General features: G+C 59.0%; 9 protein-coding genes and 1 pseudogene. 7 read left to right on the top strand and 3 right to left on the bottom strand.

The annotated features are described in order from the left end of the window. Positions 1 to 203: 203 nt before the first annotated feature. Positions 204 to 524: pseudogene (locus GH665_RS36295) on the bottom strand (helix-turn-helix domain-containing protein); the annotation flags it as partial. 1,428 nt (positions 525 to 1,952) lie between these two features. Between GH665_RS36295 and GH665_RS36290 the strand changes: the two are divergent. The 3 genes from GH665_RS36290 to GH665_RS36280 are packed head-to-tail and all read left to right on the top strand — an operon-like array spanning position 1,953 to position 3,882. Then, a complete protein-coding gene (locus GH665_RS36290; protein ID WP_153141852.1) occupies positions 1,953 to 2,414 on the top strand; it encodes a hypothetical protein in 462 nt (153 codons plus the stop codon). Between the two features lie 9 nt (positions 2,415 to 2,423). Continuing rightward, positions 2,424 to 3,116 (top strand): nucleotide-binding protein, encoded by a 693-nt coding sequence (locus tag GH665_RS36285; RefSeq protein WP_153141851.1) that lies wholly within the window; start codon positions 2,424 to 2,426, stop codon positions 3,114 to 3,116. Then, positions 3,109 to 3,882, top strand: a complete 774-nt coding sequence (locus tag GH665_RS36280; RefSeq protein WP_153141850.1) for a hypothetical protein — start codon at positions 3,109 to 3,111, stop codon at positions 3,880 to 3,882. The genes GH665_RS36285 and GH665_RS36280 overlap by 8 nt, the downstream gene beginning before the upstream one ends. 124 nt (positions 3,883 to 4,006) lie before the next feature. On the opposite strand, the gene GH665_RS36275 is transcribed toward GH665_RS36280, so the two are convergent. Continuing rightward, positions 4,007 to 6,289 carry a ParB/RepB/Spo0J family partition protein gene (locus GH665_RS36275; protein ID WP_167531055.1) on the bottom strand — a complete coding sequence of 761 codons (2,283 nt, stop codon included), beginning with the start codon at positions 6,287 to 6,289 and terminating at the stop codon, positions 4,007 to 4,009. 131 nt (positions 6,290 to 6,420) lie between these two features. Continuing rightward, complete coding sequence (locus GH665_RS36270; protein ID WP_153141849.1) at positions 6,421 to 7,254, bottom strand: DUF932 domain-containing protein; 834 nt, start codon at positions 7,252 to 7,254, stop codon at positions 6,421 to 6,423. Positions 7,255 to 7,983: 729 nt separating this feature from the next. On the opposite strand from GH665_RS36270, the gene GH665_RS36265 reads away from it, so the two are divergent. The 4 genes from GH665_RS36265 (at position 7,984) to GH665_RS36250 (ending at position 18,462) form a co-directional block, all read left to right on the top strand. Beyond that, complete coding sequence (locus tag GH665_RS36265) at positions 7,984 to 8,232, top strand: hypothetical protein (protein WP_153141848.1); 249 nt, start codon at positions 7,984 to 7,986, stop codon at positions 8,230 to 8,232. Between the two features lie 1,679 nt (positions 8,233 to 9,911). Continuing rightward, complete coding sequence (locus tag GH665_RS36260; protein ID WP_246216487.1) at positions 9,912 to 11,477, top strand: HsdM family class I SAM-dependent methyltransferase; 1,566 nt, start codon at positions 9,912 to 9,914, stop codon at positions 11,475 to 11,477. A 276-nt stretch (positions 11,478 to 11,753) separates the two neighbouring features. Further along, positions 11,754 to 14,309 carry a hypothetical protein gene (locus GH665_RS36255; RefSeq protein ID WP_153141846.1) on the top strand — a complete coding sequence of 852 codons (2,556 nt, stop codon included), beginning with the start codon at positions 11,754 to 11,756 and terminating at the stop codon, positions 14,307 to 14,309. Next, complete coding sequence (locus tag GH665_RS36250) at positions 14,296 to 18,462, top strand: DEAD/DEAH box helicase family protein (protein ID WP_153141845.1); 4,167 nt, start codon at positions 14,296 to 14,298, stop codon at positions 18,460 to 18,462. Before GH665_RS36255 ends, GH665_RS36250 begins: the two co-directional genes overlap by 14 nt. Position 18,463 lies beyond the last annotated feature (1 nt).

Below are 18,463 nucleotides of genomic sequence, written 5' to 3'. Positions count from 1 at the left end.
CACACCGCGAACGTATCTTTCTGTCCTTATTCGCCGGTTCCTTGAGTCATGCAAACGAACATCAACCAGTGAGTGCCTCCCGGAAGAGCTCACCGTTACACGTCTTTCTCAATTCCATCAATGCAACTAACCGTCTTGCACGAAACCGTAACCCCACAAACGTCAAACCCGGTCTGCAGAGGGCCGGGGCGATGGCCTGCCGTCCGGATGCCGTGGCATTCCCAAAGCTTCTCGCAGGCCAGCGTCGGTCCAAAATCGGCGTAGCGTTCACGAATGATCGCCAGCGCCTGCTGAGCCAGTCCTTCGTCCAGCTTCCGGTTGCCGGAACGGCCACGTCTGCGCGAGGCCAGTCCCGCCGCATCGGATTCCTGATAGCGGATCACCAGGCGCTCAACCTGACGTACGGTCAAGCCCAAGCGTTCGGCCGCGCGACCAGGCTTGAGGCCCATGTCGACAATGGCCTGGATGACCTTCAGACGGTCGAGTTCGCGCATGTTCAATGTCACCAGTGCAGCTGCATGCATGGCCGGCTCCATAGTCCCGCAGGGAACCGGCAAGCATACCGAGGCCAAAACACGACATTTCTAAATGGCTAGAACACGACATTTCTATAAAGCTACTCCAGTTCAAATGTTGATCATTTCTTTTATGCAAAATCCCAAAATTGCGGGATAGTGCCCACTCCCCGGTGCCACCGCGGCGCTCGGGGCAAGTGAATCTGCAGGTCGGGACGGCGAAAGCACACGTTGAAGGAAACCGCTGACACGGAAACTATGTGTCGCGAACGCATCGGCTGGCGATTGTCGGGCTTGCGGTCCTATCGTTCTTTGCAGTTCTTTGAGGCCCGACCGACGCAGCGAGAGGGGCGCTTTTCGGTACGGCGACCGCTTCACGACGAGCTAACAATGATCGCAATGGCCGGGCCGCCGATCGCGACGACGCCTCTGACAGCTCGCTGGTTTTTGCAAGTAGCCCCTTGGCGCGACATCGTTGCCGACCGGCTGAAGTAGCGCGCGTTCAGACTCTTAACGCCGCTGCAGAAGGCAAGCTATTTCGGCGGCTACGAATACAGTTTTCGACGTTCGCGCTGAGCTGATCAAGCAGATTCCCGAAATGGGCAGCAGGATACTGGTCGACGCGAGAGCGCTTGCTTCTTAACAAGCGCAGGTTTACTGAGGCCGCGACCATGCTTATCTACTGGATAGTGTGTCGTACATGGTGCCAAAAACCGGCGGTAGCCTATCCTGCCATCCCTTGCTTTTCCGTTGTTCATGTTGTCGTCCGCGGATCCCGTGAGCGGGGTAGCCGCTGCCGCGCAAGAAGAACGATTGTCTAGCGCAAGAAGAGCGATCTTCTGCCGCAGAAAAACCATCTAGAGCACACAACAAATTGAGCGACTCGCGAGGGAAGGCGCGTGGCATCGTACGGGTAGATTCTCTACTCGCGCAAATTGACTGACGAGGTTGGCGAAAGAAATCGTAGGTGCTGGCGCAATATGGAGAACGCAGGGCTCAGTGCTTCGCGCAGCAAAGTTCAAATGACCTGTTGGATTCCTACGCGAGAAGGCAGCCCCTTCTGCAACTTGAAGATGCCGGGTGTTGACGAGCAGCGCAGGAAAGACCTGTATAGCGAAGCGGATTAAATCGAATCCTGCGATTGCTCGGCGCAACGTGCGCGACCGGGATTTCCTACGGTGAGCAATGTCCTGTCAGTCAAACCTGTATCGACGCGTACCATTGATTGCTACCACGGGTTGGCCTGGACGGTTTTGCCTTCTCGCGCGAATCCCTGCGCGTTGCCCGTGCACAACGACGCAAAAAAATTTCCTGTTCCGGTCAGTTCCTCTGTATTCCGCCGTGTACCCGCGCCTTGCTTCAGGCCCGATTCGGGGTATTGACGATCACCGGGGATCGTTTGCAAGATGGCATGCAGGCCGTACACCGGAGCGAATCATGCCGATGGTGAAGAGCTTTACCCAGGCGCAATGGGACGCTGCCTCGCGCCGTCTCGATACGCTGCCTGCAAAGCCTGCGCATGAGCATCGCGTCAATGTCCGGGATGCAATCAGGTCGATGCAGGCCCAGATCAGCAGCGCCCAGAAAAAGGGGTACACGCTGGAGGAAATCGTGCAGCAGCTTGCCCAGGATGGCGTCGAGATCAGCGCAAGCACGTTGAGATACGCCATGCAGCGCGCGGCGAAAGAGAATCGACCTGTGCAGACAGAAGCGACCGCAGTGCGGGGAACGACAACGGCAACGCGCGCGAAGAAGGGTAGTCAGGAACGGTTATCAGATGTGGGCAGCAAGCCTGCCGGGAAAATGCAGGATGGGGGAAGGGCAGTCAGTCAGCAGGGGTCAATGGTGATTCGGGACGCGTTCTCGTTCGAGATCACGCCCGATGTTGAAAACTTGTAGAGGGCTCAAATGGACACGACGATTCCCCCCATTTATCTGGTTGGTGGCAGCAAGGGCGGTGTGGGTAAGAGCTTTGTATCGCTTGCGCTGGCCGATTATCTCCAGCGTCAGGATATCCATGCCGCGCTGGTGGAAACCGATACCTCAAATCCGGACGTCATGAAGGCGGTTCAGGACGAGATACATTGCGTGGCCTATAGTCTGGACGATGCAGACGGCTGGATTGGCCTCGTCAATTTCTGCGACGGACACCGGGACGCGGCAGTAATCGTCAATACGGCGGCGCGTAATCAGACGGGTGTTGCGCGATTTGGTGCGATGCTGGCCGGTACCTTGGGCGAGCTTCAGCGCCGACTAGTCATCCTGTGGGTGATTAACCGGCAGCGCGACAGTCTGGAACTGCTGCATGGTTTCAGCCGGACCTTCCCCGATGCGCTATCACACGTTGTACGCAACGGGTACTTCGGCACGCCGGACAAGTTCACGCTGTATCAGACGTCGGAGCTTCGCAAAATCATCGAGAAGAAGGGCAAGTCGCTTGATTTTCCCGAACTCGCGGATCGGGTTGCCGACGAACTTCGTGGTCAGCGTCTGTCGATACGCAAGGCTGTGGAGACGATGCATATCGGCGAACGGGCGGAGCTGCTGCGATGGCGCGCGCTGTGCGGAACGATGTTTGACAGGGTGACGGTCGATGGGTAACAGGCGGGGCAGGCCGCCGGATGAACTTGCCCGCCTGTTTCTCGACGTCACGGGCGAATTACCCGACGACGCCAGTATCTTGCGGATGCGGCGGGTGTCGGGGGCACTGAACCTGCGCGATAACGATGCGCTGTGGTCTGTGCTGGTCATGCTCGAATACTACGGGCAGCTCTATGAGGCGATGCCGGAACGCATCCGGCAGGCGGGCGCAGGGAGTCTCGATGCGGTACGGGCCGAGACGGGCACGGCGGTGGATGCGCTGATGGCGCAGCATCGCGACGCGCTCGCGCGCTGCAAGGCGACGATTGAACTGGCGGAGCAGATGATCAGCGAGCACGAAACGCGCTATCGGGCCGCGCTCGCGGAACTGAACAGCGAGGCGTTGACGTTGCTGTCGGAACGGGCCGCGAACCGGATTGCCCATGCAGCAGGCAACCGGCTCGTGGGTGCGATGGCTGTCGCGGCACGCGATCAGCGGCAACGGCTCGATGCAGCAGTGGCGTCTTATGAACGGGTTGCCGCACGGCGGTTCGTGAGGGTGTGTTACGGGCTGGCAATCGGCGGGCTGGTTGTGATGATGCTGGCGGGTGGCTTTGGAGGGCTGGCAGGTTGGTGGGCGAGCGGCCATTCTGTGCGGGCGGACGATTCACCGTCCGCCCGCACAGCCTACGCTCCATCGGTCTCGCCTTCCATGAACGCGGTGGCGTGGCGGAGCATGTCTGCTGCCGCGTCGTTCTGGTCGAAGGTAATCATCGGTGGACGGTAGCCTTCATCTTCGGCGCGGGCGAGCGCCATGTCGTAGTGCTGCCCCTCGTTGTATTGCAGGTCGGTCACCTCGACGAACGTCAGGTAGAGGTCGGACGATCCTTCGGCATTGGTGGCGAGCACGGTCAGGCCGCGCGCGGGCCAGATTGCGTGCCGTTCATGCCATCCGCAGTGGGGAAGGGCCACGGCGTCAGCGGACTGCTGGCGCCGAGAGCGGCTTCCGCGTCGGCAGGTGTGTTGTTGATGCGTTCCGTGCCGGTCCCGGCATCCGGTTCCGTGTCGCCGTCCTCAGCTTCCGGCGTGTCGTTCCCTCCGTCCCCGGTATTGGCATCGTCGCTGTCGTCCTCATCCTCGTCGTCGTGGCTTTCCCACGAAGGCGTGGCCGGGACTTCGCGATCGGTGAGGATTTCCGGGAGCCATGAGGCTTTCACGAGCCGCAGTTCAGCGGCGGCTGCCGCGTCGGCCTTCTTCATCTTGCCGAGGTCGGCGGCCACCTTCGGCGACACGGCGCTGGCGACGACCTCCGTGATGCGCGCCTTGCTGACGTGATCGAAATACGAGGCGCGCGTGGGCGTCCAGTACCGCGTCATATCGAGGTTCAGTGCACTCGCGAGCGCATTGATGGAATGAGGCATTTCGTCGCCCGCGATACCGTCAAGCAACGCGCCGGTGCAGAAGGCGAGCAGGTCGAGCAGGGTCGTGCCGGGGTCCTGTTCGATCAGCCACGGCAGCAGGTCCGCACGCCGCGCCGGGAGTTCTCGGCCCCACCGCTCGCGCTGCGCCTCGATGAGGTTCCACGCGGTGCTGGTGGCTAGGTCATCCGCCGCGCCGAGCAGACTGTCGTGGTTGCTGTTGCAGGACAGTTTAAGCGCGTGTGAGACGAACGAGACGCCGTACCGTTCCGGAAAGACTTCCGGAATCAGGCGTTGCAGGACGGCGGCGAGGGCGATGGTTGGCTGCGCGATCAGTTCCGCGTGAACAGCGGCGGCGCGGTGCGCAGTGAGGCGCTGGCACAGCTTCGCGCTGTGAACGGGCTTCTCTGTCGCTTCGGGTTTCTCTTTCTCGCCGGATGCGCGTTCAGTTTCCGGCGTGCCGGTCACGGTCGCGCCCACCGCATCCAGTGCAGCGCTGTTCTCACGGCGCACCAGACCCCGCTCGATGATCAGTTCGCCCTGCGGGCCGACCATCACAAATGCGCCCGCTTCGGCCATCTGCTGCACGTCCCATGTTTCCGCGCGGCTTTCCAGCGCGAAAATGGCCGCGTTCACCCTGTCGATTTCGGTTTCGAGCCGTTCGGTTTCCTCGTACGCGTTTTCATCGTCCTCAGACAATGATTCGAACTTTTCGGCCAGTTCATCCTGCTGCGCGGTGAGCGCGTCCATTTCCCGCTGTTCGTCGTCGGTGAAGGGGTGCTGCACCGGTTGCAGCCTGCCGCAGCGGTTCAGTTCGAACACGTCGCGCTCGATGCGCTGTTCGGTCCAGCCCCAACCTTCGACGCGGACTTCTTCGGCGGCGGCGTCGAGCTTCGCGGCGGCGAGACGTTGCAGCAGTTCGGGGTCGGCAATGTAGCCCGCGTTCTCGTCGTCGCTGAAGAGGTCACGTCTCACGTAACCGCCCGCTGCTTCATAGGCATCCAGCCCCACAAAGCGCACCAGACGGCTGCGTCTCGCGTCAATCTCGGTGCGCGTGATCGACTGCCGCAGATAGTTGGGCTGACGTTGCCACTCGTTTGCTTCGAACCAGATGTGCTCCTGCGTTTCGTGGTCATCGGTGAGCACGAGCGCCGAAAGCTGGTCGAGCGTGATGGCGTCCTCGCGCAGCAGGGCAAGCAGCTTTGGGGAGGCGTTGGCGAGCTTCATGCGTCGTTTGATCGTGATCGGTGCGGCCGAGAAAAGCGCGGCCACGTAATCGATGCTGCGACCTTCCTCAGCGAGCATCCGGTAGGCGCGCAGCACGTCGAACGGATCAAGTCCCTCGCGTTCGCTGTTCTCGATCAGCGAAATGGCAAGGGCTTCGCCCTCGCTGACGATGCGCACCGGCACCGGATAATCGGCGGCGATGTGTTTCTGCTCGAACAGCAGGTCGAGTGCGGCCTGTCTGCGCTGACCGGCACAGACGCCAAGCTTGCGATGTTTGCCGCGCGAGCCCTTCATTTCGTGAACAATCAAGTTTTGCAACAGCCCTTTTGCCCTGATGTTCGTGGCGAGCGAGTCAATGCCAGATAGCGGTTTGGTACGGGCATTGAGCGGCGAGCGCCGCAGGGCGGAATACGGCACGGACACGACCGGCTGCTCGTTGCCGAAACTGGTTTCGAGCAGCGGCTCAGCGTTGGCCGTCGCGTCTGTGAGGGTATGGGCTTCGGCGGCGTTTGCGATATCGTTCATTTGCGTGTTGACTTCGGCTTGCATGATTTGCTCCAGATAGAGAAAGGAAGGTTCCGGGTCACGGTGCTGCGGCTTGCCATCAGGATTGACCCGGATAGGACTCCTGATGGTATGAGCCGGAGTTGGGCGGCAATGGGCCGCCGCCCGTGCCGTGCTTATGCCTTCATCTGGCGCATCGCGTCCGCGAGCATCCACAGCGCGCGGTTCAGTTTCACGTTCTGGTCGATGCCGGTGACGGGGCGGGTGGACATGGAGCGTCCGCTACGCGAGCGCCCGTGCAGGCCGCCCTTGGTCAACGACTCCTGAATGCGGTTAAAAACCGTCCATAGGTCATCACGGCGGTCTTCGAAGCGGCGCACGTTCAGAAGCTGACTTTCAGTGATCGGCGCGGGCGCTTCCGCAGCGGTCGGGTCGTACCGCAGGGCGAGGGCCGAGCGGGCGAACGCGTGCTGTTCGTCATGGGTGAGCGTGACGGCGCGCATGCCGTCCTTCTGTTCGCGGATCAGATCAAAGCCGTCGAGCACGTCGAACGCGCCGTTGATGACGTTCTGCACGATGTTGCCCCTGTGAGGGACGCGGACCTCGCCCACGGTTTCGCCCGCAACCATGCCGTTCTGGCAGACGAAGCGATAGACGCCACCGAGTAGCTGGAATCCGCTGCTTCCGTCGTGCGAATTGAGGAGGATGATTTCGTTGACGTCCTCGCCGGTAATGTCGCTTGCAGGGCGCATGCGGATCAGATGCTTGGTGAATTCGCGCTTGTCCTGATCGCGTACGCGGGTCTGGCAGACCATGAAGGGCTGGAAACCTTCATTGCGCAGACCGCGCAGCACGTCGATGGTCGGGATGTAGGTGTAACGCTCCGAGCGGCTTTCATGCTTGTCGTCCGCGAAGATGGACGGGGCAACGCGGCGGATCTGGTCATCCGGCAGGGGCGAGTCGGAGCGGAGCATCGGGGAGCCGTAACGGAAGGAGGAAGCGAGTTGCATGACAGTCTCCAGAGCAAAGGGTTGAGGACCTGAACCGGGCGGCGGGATGTGTCTTGCTGTTAGCGCTGGACACCTCCCGGTGGAACCCGGGGTTGGCTTTGCTGCCGCCAGGCTCCCGGGTTTCCGCCCGTGCGACTCAAGTAGCCGATAGCGGGTGGGGGTCAAGGAAAAAGGCGAGGGAGGGGTGCGGGCAACACGGTCCCTCGCCCCTTGATGCCCACCCGCTATCGGCTACGGTCGCGGGGTCTGGGCGGGAACTTCGGAGCCGGGTGCATGCCATGCCTCGGGGTTGACCGGACAGGGACGCCGCGCGGTAGGCGCGGCTGCGTGGCCGTCGGCCACGCCTGGATAGACTGTGAAAGGGTTATCTGCTGCGCCAGGGATTGACGCCCGAAGGGGCGAGACGCGGGATGCGGCTCGATGCGCAGCGCGAAAGCCCGGTCCCGGCGCGTAAGCGTCGGGAGGCGTCCGGATGGCACAGGGGCAGGTTGCGCAACTCCTGCGTCACAGGGCAGAACGGCGGCGGGGATGCACGTCTCACCGAAACGTGGTGCCTCCGGGTTTGCTCACGGCAGGTGCATTTGAGTAGGTAACCTTTCAGCGGATCAACCGATAAAATGCGGGAAATCGTCGAATGGAGTCGAGACTGATGGACGAGTATCTGCGGTCACTCGCGCTGCTTGCACAACTACCGAATGTCGATGTCGCGTCATCTGCGCTGGACGCGTCATGAACGGGCACGATCTGTTCACGCCAGACAAGGTTGCCGGACCGACGGTGCGCAGACGGACGAGCACGCGGGTCGGTTCGCGCATCGTATGCCATGACGCGGAGCTTGAGGTGATTGCAATCGGTCCGTTTGCTCGCGAAGGTGCCTCAGCCCGTGTCGTCTTTCTGGCGAAGCGAATCGACGGTGCGAGGTTTGCAATCGGAGCGATTCTCGATACGCCATGGGGTATCTGCGAGATCGTTGGCTGACCACTGTCGACAAGCTTCATAAAAAAGTCAATTTATCGACGTCACGAAAGTCGAAACGCATGGCTTGAGCATCGAAGGGTGTTCATCGCAGCGGCTCTGTTCGACTTAAAGGCTTTTAGGCTTTACTGCCAAAAGGAAAGGTTCACAGAGGACAGCCTCCCGGCATTGAAGAGTCGCTACTGCTCCGCCTGAATATTTTCATATTCGTCGAGGAGGATGACATGATTGCAAATCACCGTATCAACGTTACCCTACGGAGGAGAGCACTGCGACGATTGAGCGACGGCATTCGCCCCAATAGAAAGAAGTGCGATCAACGACAATATGAATGTAACGCCGGCACACGCTTGCATGATTTGTTCTTGATCCTTGAGGCTACGCAAATCATAGTGTTGAAAGATTTTCCTTATTGCCCGATCTGTGGGCATGACGTGCTTCATTTCAGCCATTTGCTTGACTGTATGTCGAGCTATCGTGATGGGTGATTGCGGACATAGCCCTCCGGCCGTCTCGAAGACTGGTCCGTAGCGGCGGCCCGTTCGACAACGTTCAGTCGGCGACGCCACGACTGTCTGATTGGGCGATCCCTTGCCGGCCAACGTGACCCGGTGGATGGTCGTCGTACCTTGAAATTTGCCCTCGAGGCGGGGTTCGTTCGAGTGGCGGCATTGAGTGACGCTGATCGCAATCTTGCGAGGTTCAGCTCGCGAATGCCTGACGCGCAAGGCGGTGCCTGGTCAAGCGTCCTTTGGCTGCGGCAAGACGAAGGACTGCTCGTAGGTTTAATGCGGCCGTTTAGGTACGGAGTCTGACAGCGTCATCGGAAGCAAAAGAATTTGTAATAATGTAGTAATGTTTGCGTCGGTACCAGCTCGTCACGGTGGCGTCGACCAAGAACGTCGAATCCGGACTTCTTATGCGCGATGCTAGCGCTGAGTTGTGACGTGGGCCGTGCAAACTATTTCAGAAGATGTCAGTGGGTTGGACGGAACTCTGTGCCATAGTGCCGCACAACCGCGACGAATTTGTCGCGATGCTGCCCAAAAGCACTGAACTTCGGTGATACAAACGCGAATAGCGCGCGAATATTAAAAAGCTAGCTCGAGAGGCCACCAATTGCAAAGCCGCAGAACGAAGGCAACTGCCGCCTATAGCGCGCAGCCCATTAGTGATACTCAAGGAGTGTCGGCAGACCCCACGCCGTGTTGCGCGATCGCGAACGTCCAAGAGCTGTCCCAGACGACATGGATTCGTCAGTCCGCTATGTTGAACGTCATGGGTCTGGGGGCAGGATTGAGCCGCGTCTATCTGACAAGCGTGCGCCTCCGAGAGTTCGGCACCGTAATCGTGAGCTACGGTCGTGCCATCGCAATTCCCAAAGCTCGGCACGCCATTGATTATATGCGTTGCTCGATCGGGCATATCGACACCAGTAACACTCAGAAGCTCGGTCCGAGTCCGAGACGACAGACTAAAGCTCTCGCCTAAGACCTATGAAGCCGAAGTCCAAACTCAGCATCTTCCGCAGCATTAATGATCTGCGGAGGCTGCTGCTCAGGTTGAAAATACCGTCTAATCAGTTTGTCGGCACCGTACTTTCGCTTTGGTGCAGCCACGACTATCCGGGTTTGGGCTCACACGGACTTCCATCGTCGAAGAGTCTACGTGAGGAGCCTCAAGTGGTTCGCTTCGTCGAATTTTTGCGTGATGCAGATTTCTTGGAGTCGACCTATTGGCTGAGCTCCGCATACGCCATGCTCGCTGACGAAAAACAGCGCAAGCAGTTGGCGATGTTCTTTACGCCGCCCTCGCTCGTTCGAGGCCTGCTCGATGACCTTGCTACGCAAGGGGCTGACTTCGCGGTCCATACGTTCTTTGATCCGGCCTGCGGCGGCGCCGCGTTTCTGGCACCCATTGCCCTCCGAATGCGAGAGGCTTTACTTGCACAGGGAAAGACCACTAGGCAGGTGCTTCTCCACATCGAAGAACACCTCAATGGCATCGACCTTGAGCCGACCCTATGCAGTCTGTCGAGACACTTCCTGCGGATGGCGCTGCATCCCGAGATTCGCGAGGGGGGGTACAAGCCACGGTTTAACGTGCGCGTGGGTGATTCCCTTCTCGACCCAATTGACTCGTCGGCGGCACATCGGGTTGTGGTTTGCAACCCCCCGTACAGAAAAATGACCGCCGAAGAGCTTGGGCCACTGCGCGAGTCATTTGACCACATCATTGAAGCGCAGCCAAACATCTATGCACTCTTCATCGCACGGTGCGTTGAGCTTGCTGGTGACAGTGGCCTGGTTGGGCTCGTTACCCCGACCAGTTTTCTTTCGGGACAGTATTTCCGCAAGCTGCGGACGTACCTCATGGCGAATACGTTTCTTGCCCACATCGGCATGGTCAGTTCCAGACTTGGCGTGTTCATCGACGTGGAGCAAGAGACAGCGCTCTGCATACTGCGGAAGCATGCCGCGGTGCATCCGCTCCCGACCAACGTCAAGGTCTCCGTTGTATCGGGCGAAGGCATTTATACGGGCGTTGGGGAGTGCGCGCTTCCGAACTCTGGAGCAGCTTGGCCAATTCCGCGCGCCCCAGAAGATATTCAACTCTTGACTCTGGCCAGCCGTCTGAAGTTCCGACTCGCTGACTATGGCTATCGTGTGCGTATTGGACTCTTCGTCTGGAACCGCGACGAACGACCTTCTTATCCTTCAAAGAAAAAAGCAAACAAGGCCAGGGCACGAAGCGCACTGCCGCTGATTTGGTCGAAGGACATCGTCCTGACTCAGCGCGGAGCGAGGGTGGATTTCCAGCCCGATGAGAGCAATCCGGACAAGCATTCGTTCGTAGACTTAGGAAGCACAAGGCAACCTGGCGTCATCACCCGCCCAAGTGTTGTTCTGCAACGGGTTACGTCGAACGATCAACCACTGCGGCTGGTGGCAGCCCCTGTGCCAGTCACGTTAATGACTAAGTACAGGGGCTTCGTCGGCGAGAATCATATTGTGATTCTTGAGCAGAATGTTGACCGTCCTGCCGTGACGCCGAAGCAACTAGCAGCGCTCCTGAGGAGTCGACCAGTCGACAGGTACTTTCGGTGCATATCCGGTGCGACCAACGTTTCGGCGTTCGAGTTGAACCAACTGGTTCTGCCAGACCCCGAAGTGCTGAAGCAAGAGTTAAGTAAAGGCGGACTCGTTGACGACATTGTCATGCGGGCATTCGGTATAACCACCTCCTGATTTCCGTGCAGAGGCTGAATTTCGATTTGATCTATGGCGCAATTCAAAACACTTGCAGACAGACAGGCTGATCGAGCTAAAGCAATCGAGAAGAAGGCGGCCCAGGCACGCTTGCTCATAAGTCGTCCAGCACGGACTGCACCTGCGTCCCCGACATTCTCCACGCCGATAGCGCCGGCGCCAAAGCCGGTGAGCAAACCACAGACCCTGCAAGTGCAAAGCCGGTTCGGGCGCGCTTGCGTAGGCCTCTTTAGAGAGGACGAGGAGCTTCCAAGCGTGCCCGCTGCCGCGCTAAAGAAACTGGTTGACCTGTACTTGCATGCAGCAGCGCACCGCAGCCGCCACATTGCAATGTTGTGGCCCGCTAGCCCACGAACTCTTGTCCTGGTGCATGCACTGGCGACGCTGGAGCGCTGGGCCGAAGGAGATAAGCAGGGAATCCGGGGGTTGACTTTTCCGGTCAAGACCAATGTTTTTTTCCCGCTCAATCACTTGCACTTGGAGCGCGTCGCCGTGCTCAGACACGCGATTTCCTTGGAGGAGACCTCGAAGAACGAGAAGGTCAAACGCACGTACCCAGCGAAGGATGCGTACTTGACTTCGCTCGCAAACAACTCAATCAAGACGCTGAATCTTCAACCAACGGTTGGAGAGATTCTTCCGCACTTCCTCGCGACTCCGGGCTTCCGAATGTGGGAAAGTTGTGAGGACCAACTTTTGTCGCACATCGGCGCCAAGCTTTCGCGACGAGCTCATGCGAAGGCCTTACGGAACAACTGTGCCGAGATTGGAAATCCAGCAACGGCCCCGGACGCGCTGTTTGCGCTGGACGGTCGAGTCTCCGACATCGAACGGATGCGTGCGCTTGAACTTCTGAAGAAGAATGGTGCCCCGGAAGTTGTCATCGTGAACGCCACGCGCGAGATACGCCTCAAGACAAAAGGCTGGAAGGGCCTTCTAGCCAAGTTCTGCGTGCTGCTTGAACGGATCTTCGGTGACCAGACTCCTGGTGTTATCGTGGTCACCGACGAGCCACACGCCGCCTATCGGATCAAGAAAGAGCTCTGGGACCTCAATGAAAAGCGTCCACCTTCGGCGCGCTGGCAGCCTGGTACTGGCTACGACATTGTTGGAATTCCGAGCTCGACTCGATATGACGGCTTGCTCCCTCCTGGAGCGTCAGAACCTGCACTTCCTGTTCCTCGTGAACTAGACACTCAAATCGTTGACGCGGAGGCCGCCAAGGTCATCAACAAGCTGTATCGCATCGCGGCAGACGCTCCAGGTGGTCGAGAGGCTGCCAAGCCGGTGGTTGATGCTGCAGTCTATTTAACTCAACTTGCGTCCCTGCCGTGCGGCGTGGACACCCTTATGGAGTGGCTAGTGGCGGCAGAGACCGCCGAGCGCACACGAGCAGCTTTCAGCTGGTCGACGCAGTACGCAGCACTCGCGCAGTTCGAACGGTCGGGTGGCGCTGGAGGAAACCGAGAGGCACTTAGTGAGTGCATGCGGGTCGGCGAAAAGCTGTACAACAACTACTCGACATCAACCCCATTTGCTCTGCTGCTTGCCAAGTACGTTTACGCTATTGCCGGCCATAAGAAGCAGCGACTGCTCGTCGTATTCACAAGCGCGCTTTACCGACGGCTTGCTCAGCGCTTCCTTGAAGGATTCAAAGACTTTGAAAATGGCGTCACCTTCGACCAATTCAAGGAGCGAGTCCGCCTGGTCCCTTCTGCGCGGCTCGAGGACAACCTGATCGACTTGGAACACACCCAAGTCGTCTTCGCGGGACTCGACGATGAGGGCTTGCGGGTGTTGATGAGCGACAATCGCATCCCGGGCCATACGGCGCTCCTGATGACCCAAAGAGGCGGACAGTACCTGCGCGCGGTTCTGCGGCCTCTTGTGGACGAGCGGTTTCCCGACTTCAAGGCTTACAAGCCAAGGATGGAATCCATCCTGCGCAAGCTTGCGCATCTTCCCGAGGACTCCGGCATTCTGACGACAAGTGACTTGGTCCTTCCGACGTTTCGTACTGAACTCCACAGCCAAGTCACAGACGTAGAAGCGAGCGACGCCCCAGATGCCTGGATTATTAGGTTGGATACGGGCGCATTGCTCTACCGGCGTCCAACCCATCGTGTATACGTTTATGACCCGTCCAGCGCGGAGGCCTCTGAGCGCGGCTTCCGCAGTTGTGAGGTGAAGTCGCTGCAGGCCGGCGACCAGCTCTTTGTCATGGCCGCAGAGCTGCGGGAAATGGTTGAAGCAGTCCTTGAGGATGCAGGCATCCCCATCGAGCACGACAAGACTTTCGAGAGCGCACTGCGGGATTATCACAAGCACGTTCTTGCCAAGCTCAGCGAGACGTGGCCAAGCGGTGCACTCTCAGACAAAGTGCGTTCACTTCGAGCTGCAATCCTTACGGCACATCCCAGTTGGAGAGAGGACTTTCCCGCTGAGCAGGCCGTTCGGCAGTGGGTAAACCTCGGTCAGTCTGAAGGAACGTCCTTCGACAAGCTCAAGCCGCAGGCTCCCATGAAAGAGGCCAATTTCGCAGCCTTTGCCGAAGCTCTCGGCCTGTCCAAGCTTGAGGCGGCCTACTATTGGCAGCGAGTCATCATGCCAATCAGAAATGCACGGCGCTTGGACGGGCGGCAGGTGTCTGACATATATACCCACATGCTGCTGCAACCCGAGTCAGTGATGGTGCACTCGGGCGTCAAGAGGCAGACCATGAAGATGTTATTTGACAAGGCCAGAGAGAACCTCGCAGCCGTCGAGGAAGTCGTCCCTACCGCCGGAGGGCAAGCAAATGCCGAAAAGTGAGGTCAATCGCGTTGACCCTGTCACGCTGCCTACTTCCATGAAGGAGGCGGTGGTCGACTCAATAGTCAATCTCGTCTATGCGCACGTCTCGGGTGCTGGGTCAGTCGGCAAGTTCCTCTTCGGCGCTCGCCCCAGGACCGTGCTCAACTCCGGGTTCATATTGCCTCAGCAGTCTCCTGGTGGTGATGACGAGGTGACGTCCCCTATTTGGATTTCCTCGCACGGAGTCCAACTTCAGATTGAACGAGGCGTCGCCGGTGTCATCCAGGCACAGCCACGGCTGAGCGTCTACGTGCGAGTCCTACCGACGGCAGATGACCTCAAGCGGCCCAATTGCACGGCCGCGTTCCGGCTTCGGAGTGCCGTCGCGGGTGAGGTCAAGGCGGAACGCGACGCTCGCCTCGATGAAGAATGGGCGAAGGTCAAGGGTGCCTTCACGTCACGAGCGCGCCACCCGGGCTGGAAGGAAATACGTGAGCGTATCGTTGCAGAAGTGTATGCCTCCAAGGGCATCCCAACTAGCCTGACAACACTCGATTTTGAGGAGCCGGCTGTCGAAGATGGCGAATCCGGCGACTCCGCAGCCTCTCCGCTTACCGGCATCACGACAACCGGTGATGCTATCCCACCTGTTCAGGACGTGCACTTTGAGCCCATGACGGTCCCTCACAAGTGGCTACGGTTGGACATAGAAGTGCCTTCGCTGTTACTGGACACGGGCAAGTCTCATGCCGACATGCAGGCTGCCGTTCGAGAACACGCGGTCCAGGTGAAAACTGCGATCGACGGCACGCTCAAGGCATGGCGCGAAAGCAGCGACCCGGAGACCGGGGGGCAGCTCTGGGGCTATCGCCGAGGTCTGCGAATTCCTGCGAGCAAGTACCGCAAGTGGTCGGATTATTTGGAAGAGGTCAGGAATTCAAATCTGGTGATTGCATCGCCGAATATCGACGTTAAGTGGAATTTACACATCGCAGATGATTGGCTCGACAGCACGAAGACTAGCCTGCTCCTGGCACTCGAGAACCGGAGTGCGTCGCCTCACCAGCACAAGGACGAGACTGACGAGGCCGTCTTTCAAGTCTCAATCACAGCTCAAGTACCTACTGTGCTCCACCGCCCACTGCATCTGGAACGAATTGATCCATCGTACAGATATAACCAGTACCTAAGCTACGCAGCAATGGGTCACAATTGTGGCGTCAATTCTTCACAGGGGGAGGACCACGTCGAACTCCGGACGACTTGGATACCGCGCTACGTTCAACCACGCATCGTGCCGACGGCGGTCAAGGGTGTTGTGAGCAGCATACAAGCGCTAAGCGAGCCGAACAGCCTCGATGGCCTTTTCCCCTTGCTGCCCGCGTTGGAGGCTTGGCTTGCGGATTTACCAAAGCACATCGACCCTTCGAAAGGGTTGAGAGCTGACGATGTTGAAGGTAGGGAACGTGAGGAGAATGCATTCGCGCGAGACAAACAAAAGTGGACTGGCGAGTACTTAGCTATCAAGGCAGGGCTCGACATTCTCAGCGAGTCGAAGCAGGCTTGGAAGGCGCGTGGCCCTCAGGGCGACCCGAAGGCAACAGTCTTTGAAGCCTGGCTCGCTATGAATGAAGCGATGGCTAGCTTTATGAAGGTTCGCTTCAAACGGGACGACAGCGCCTGGCGCCTTTTCCAGCTTGCATTCATCGTAGCCAACGTGCCAACGCTAGCCTCACGCATCCCGGAATTCAAACACCACTACCAGGAGCTCCGGGACGATTGTGTCACGCTGCTCTATTTCGCGACGGGAGGCGGAAAGTCAGAGGCGTTCTTCGGCCTGCTGCTATTCAACTTGATGCTGGACCGGCTACGCGGCAAGGGTTTTGGGGTCACTGCGATGCTGCGGTATCCACTGCGTCTACTGACTATTCAGCAAGCGCAGCGCTGTTCCCGAGTCCTGGCGCATGCTGAGCTCGTCAGGCGAGACCGCGGCTACGGCGGCCAACCGTTTTCGCTCGGATTTTGGGTAGGTAGCACTGGCTCACCTAACCACCATCGAGCCCCTGGGGTTAAAAGCATCCCCGACATTGCCGACGCGCCGGCGGACCCGTCCTCCGAGAAGAAGCTTCAGGACGACGACCAGCGGTACATGGCAGCCTGGCGTGCTTGGAACAAGATTCCCAAATGCCCGTTCTGCGGAGCGGGGACGGCGCTGCGGCTGTTCAGTGCCTTGGGGGGCACCATCGCCCACGTGTGTACGGACATCAAGTGCCGCTCCAATGTTGATACTTGGACCCCGTTGCCTTTCTTCATTTGCGATGCCGACATCTATGATCTTGCGCCCTCCGTGCTCCTAGGCACGGTCGACAAGCTTGCCTTGATAGGTCACTCCCCGAACACCATCAGACGCATCTACGGCATGTTCGGCTGTGCCCCCTGGCTGGACAAGTCCACGGGGCGCCTCGTAGTGCCCATACCACCAGACATGAAGGATGGGCCGGCGGTCAAGGGTATGGACGGACTCTTTCCGGCATATCCGAAGGGAAAAAAACTCTTCCATGACCCGTTCCCGAGCCTGCTCATCCAGGACGAGGCGCACTTGCTCGACGAGTCGCTCGGGGCATTCGCCGGACTATTCGAGTCCACGCTTGACGCTGTTTTCGAGCACCTGTCGAAGTCGTTGGGCACGGTGGTTGCCCGTGACCTCGAAGGGAAGCGGCGGCGTGCCAAGGTGATTGCGGCTTCGGCTACGGTGTCAGAACCGGAGCGACAACTCGAGCATCTCTATCAACGTGCAATCCCGGCGGTGCAGTTTCCGCACCCCGGTCCAACCCTCTATGAGTCCTTCTATGCGGAGCCAAGGCTTGCCGACGAGGCCGCCCGAAAGGAATGGCAAGATATTGAACTCGCCGCTGAGCAAGCACGCCTTTACTGCGCGTTTATGACGAACGGCAAGCCTCACACCGCGACCAGCGTGGCAGTCCTCTCGAACTTCCATCTGTGCATCTCTCGGCTGTTCCAAGACCTCATAAGCCAGGATGCCGCCCGCATTGCCAAGTCGCGAGGTTTGCTGGAGGAGTTTGTAGGTGCTGGGCCCCTCTCCGACATCCACCGTCAAGCATTGATTTCAGCTAGCGAGGCGGATCTCGCCACAGCGATAGACCTCCACAGGATTGCCCTGACTTACGTCACCAACAAGAAGGGTGGCGACCAAATCATGGCAGCGGAGTCCGAGGAGACCCGTAAACGGCACATCAACGCGTTTGTGGACCTAGAGAGCTTGGACACGCGTTTGATTACTGGTTCAGTTGAGCAAGGGGAGATTCAAGCCGTGGTTCAGTCAGCACAAACCCGCGACGAACCCGGCAAGCCCTTTACGCCTCTTTCGAAGGTCCTGCGCTCGGTCATCGCGACGTCGGCCATCTCCCACGGAGTGGACGTTGAAGAGCTGAATTCGATGTTCTTCGCCGGCATGCCCTCTGACATCGCAGAGTATATCCAGGCCTCGTCACGCGTGGGTCGCACGCACGTCGGATTTGTCATCCTCGTGCCAACACCTCAGCGGCGCCGAGACAGGCACATCATCGAGATATTCGACATCTTCCATCGTTTCTTAGAGCGCATGTTGTCACCCGCTGCAATCGACCGATGGGCAGAGCGTGCGGTTGAGCGGGTCTATCCTAGCCTCTTCCAAGCGTTCCTCACGGGCGTCGTGCCGACCCGTAAGGTCATGGACCTAGACGAGACCGAGAAGCATCATGCCGTGGCGTATTCCTACATCCCGGACATCCGCAGGGAGTACCGCGACAGAGGAGGCGCGCTCATCAATGAAATCAACGCATTCGTTGAACTCGCAATTGGCTTGAAAGATGGTTTTGCACCTGAAGGAGCCGACCATTACCGAAAGATGATTGACGCCAAGACACATTGGTTTCTCGACACTTGGGCGTCCAGCAAGATGTGGGGTGACGGCCCTCTCCGCGACTACTTCGACGGCCAGTCCGACCCCATGAAGAAGCCAATGACCTCGCTACGTGACGTCGACCAAGGAGGGCTCATACACATGTCGTATCGGGACCCGTTCGGACACAAGCAGAGCAGCGCCGACATCCTGCAGGTGATGGACATCGTTCGCGACGGCGTAGCCGACAACTCGGACTCAGGGGCCTGAC

This window comes from Paraburkholderia agricolaris (genome assembly GCF_009455635.1).
Taxonomy (GTDB): Bacteria; Pseudomonadota; Gammaproteobacteria; order Burkholderiales; family Burkholderiaceae; genus Paraburkholderia; species Paraburkholderia agricolaris.
Note: the sequence above shows the minus strand (reverse complement) of the source record. Positions and strands in the feature narration are given on the sequence as shown.

Coding starts and splice junctions, on each gene's coding strand:
- GH665_RS36290 (WP_153141852.1), top strand. CDS start 1,953: ATGCCGATGGTGAAGAGCTTTACCCAGGCGCAATGGGACGCTGCCTCG.
- GH665_RS36285 (WP_153141851.1), top strand. CDS start 2,424: ATGGACACGACGATTCCCCCCATTTATCTGGTTGGTGGCAGCAAGGGC.
- GH665_RS36280 (WP_153141850.1), top strand. CDS start 3,109: ATGGGTAACAGGCGGGGCAGGCCGCCGGATGAACTTGCCCGCCTGTTT.
- GH665_RS36275 (WP_167531055.1), bottom strand. CDS start 6,289: ATGCAAGCCGAAGTCAACACGCAAATGAACGATATCGCAAACGCCGCC.
- GH665_RS36270 (WP_153141849.1), bottom strand. CDS start 7,254: ATGCAACTCGCTTCCTCCTTCCGTTACGGCTCCCCGATGCTCCGCTCC.
- GH665_RS36265 (WP_153141848.1), top strand. CDS start 7,984: ATGAACGGGCACGATCTGTTCACGCCAGACAAGGTTGCCGGACCGACG.
- GH665_RS36250 (WP_153141845.1), top strand. CDS start 14,296: ATGCCGAAAAGTGAGGTCAATCGCGTTGACCCTGTCACGCTGCCTACT.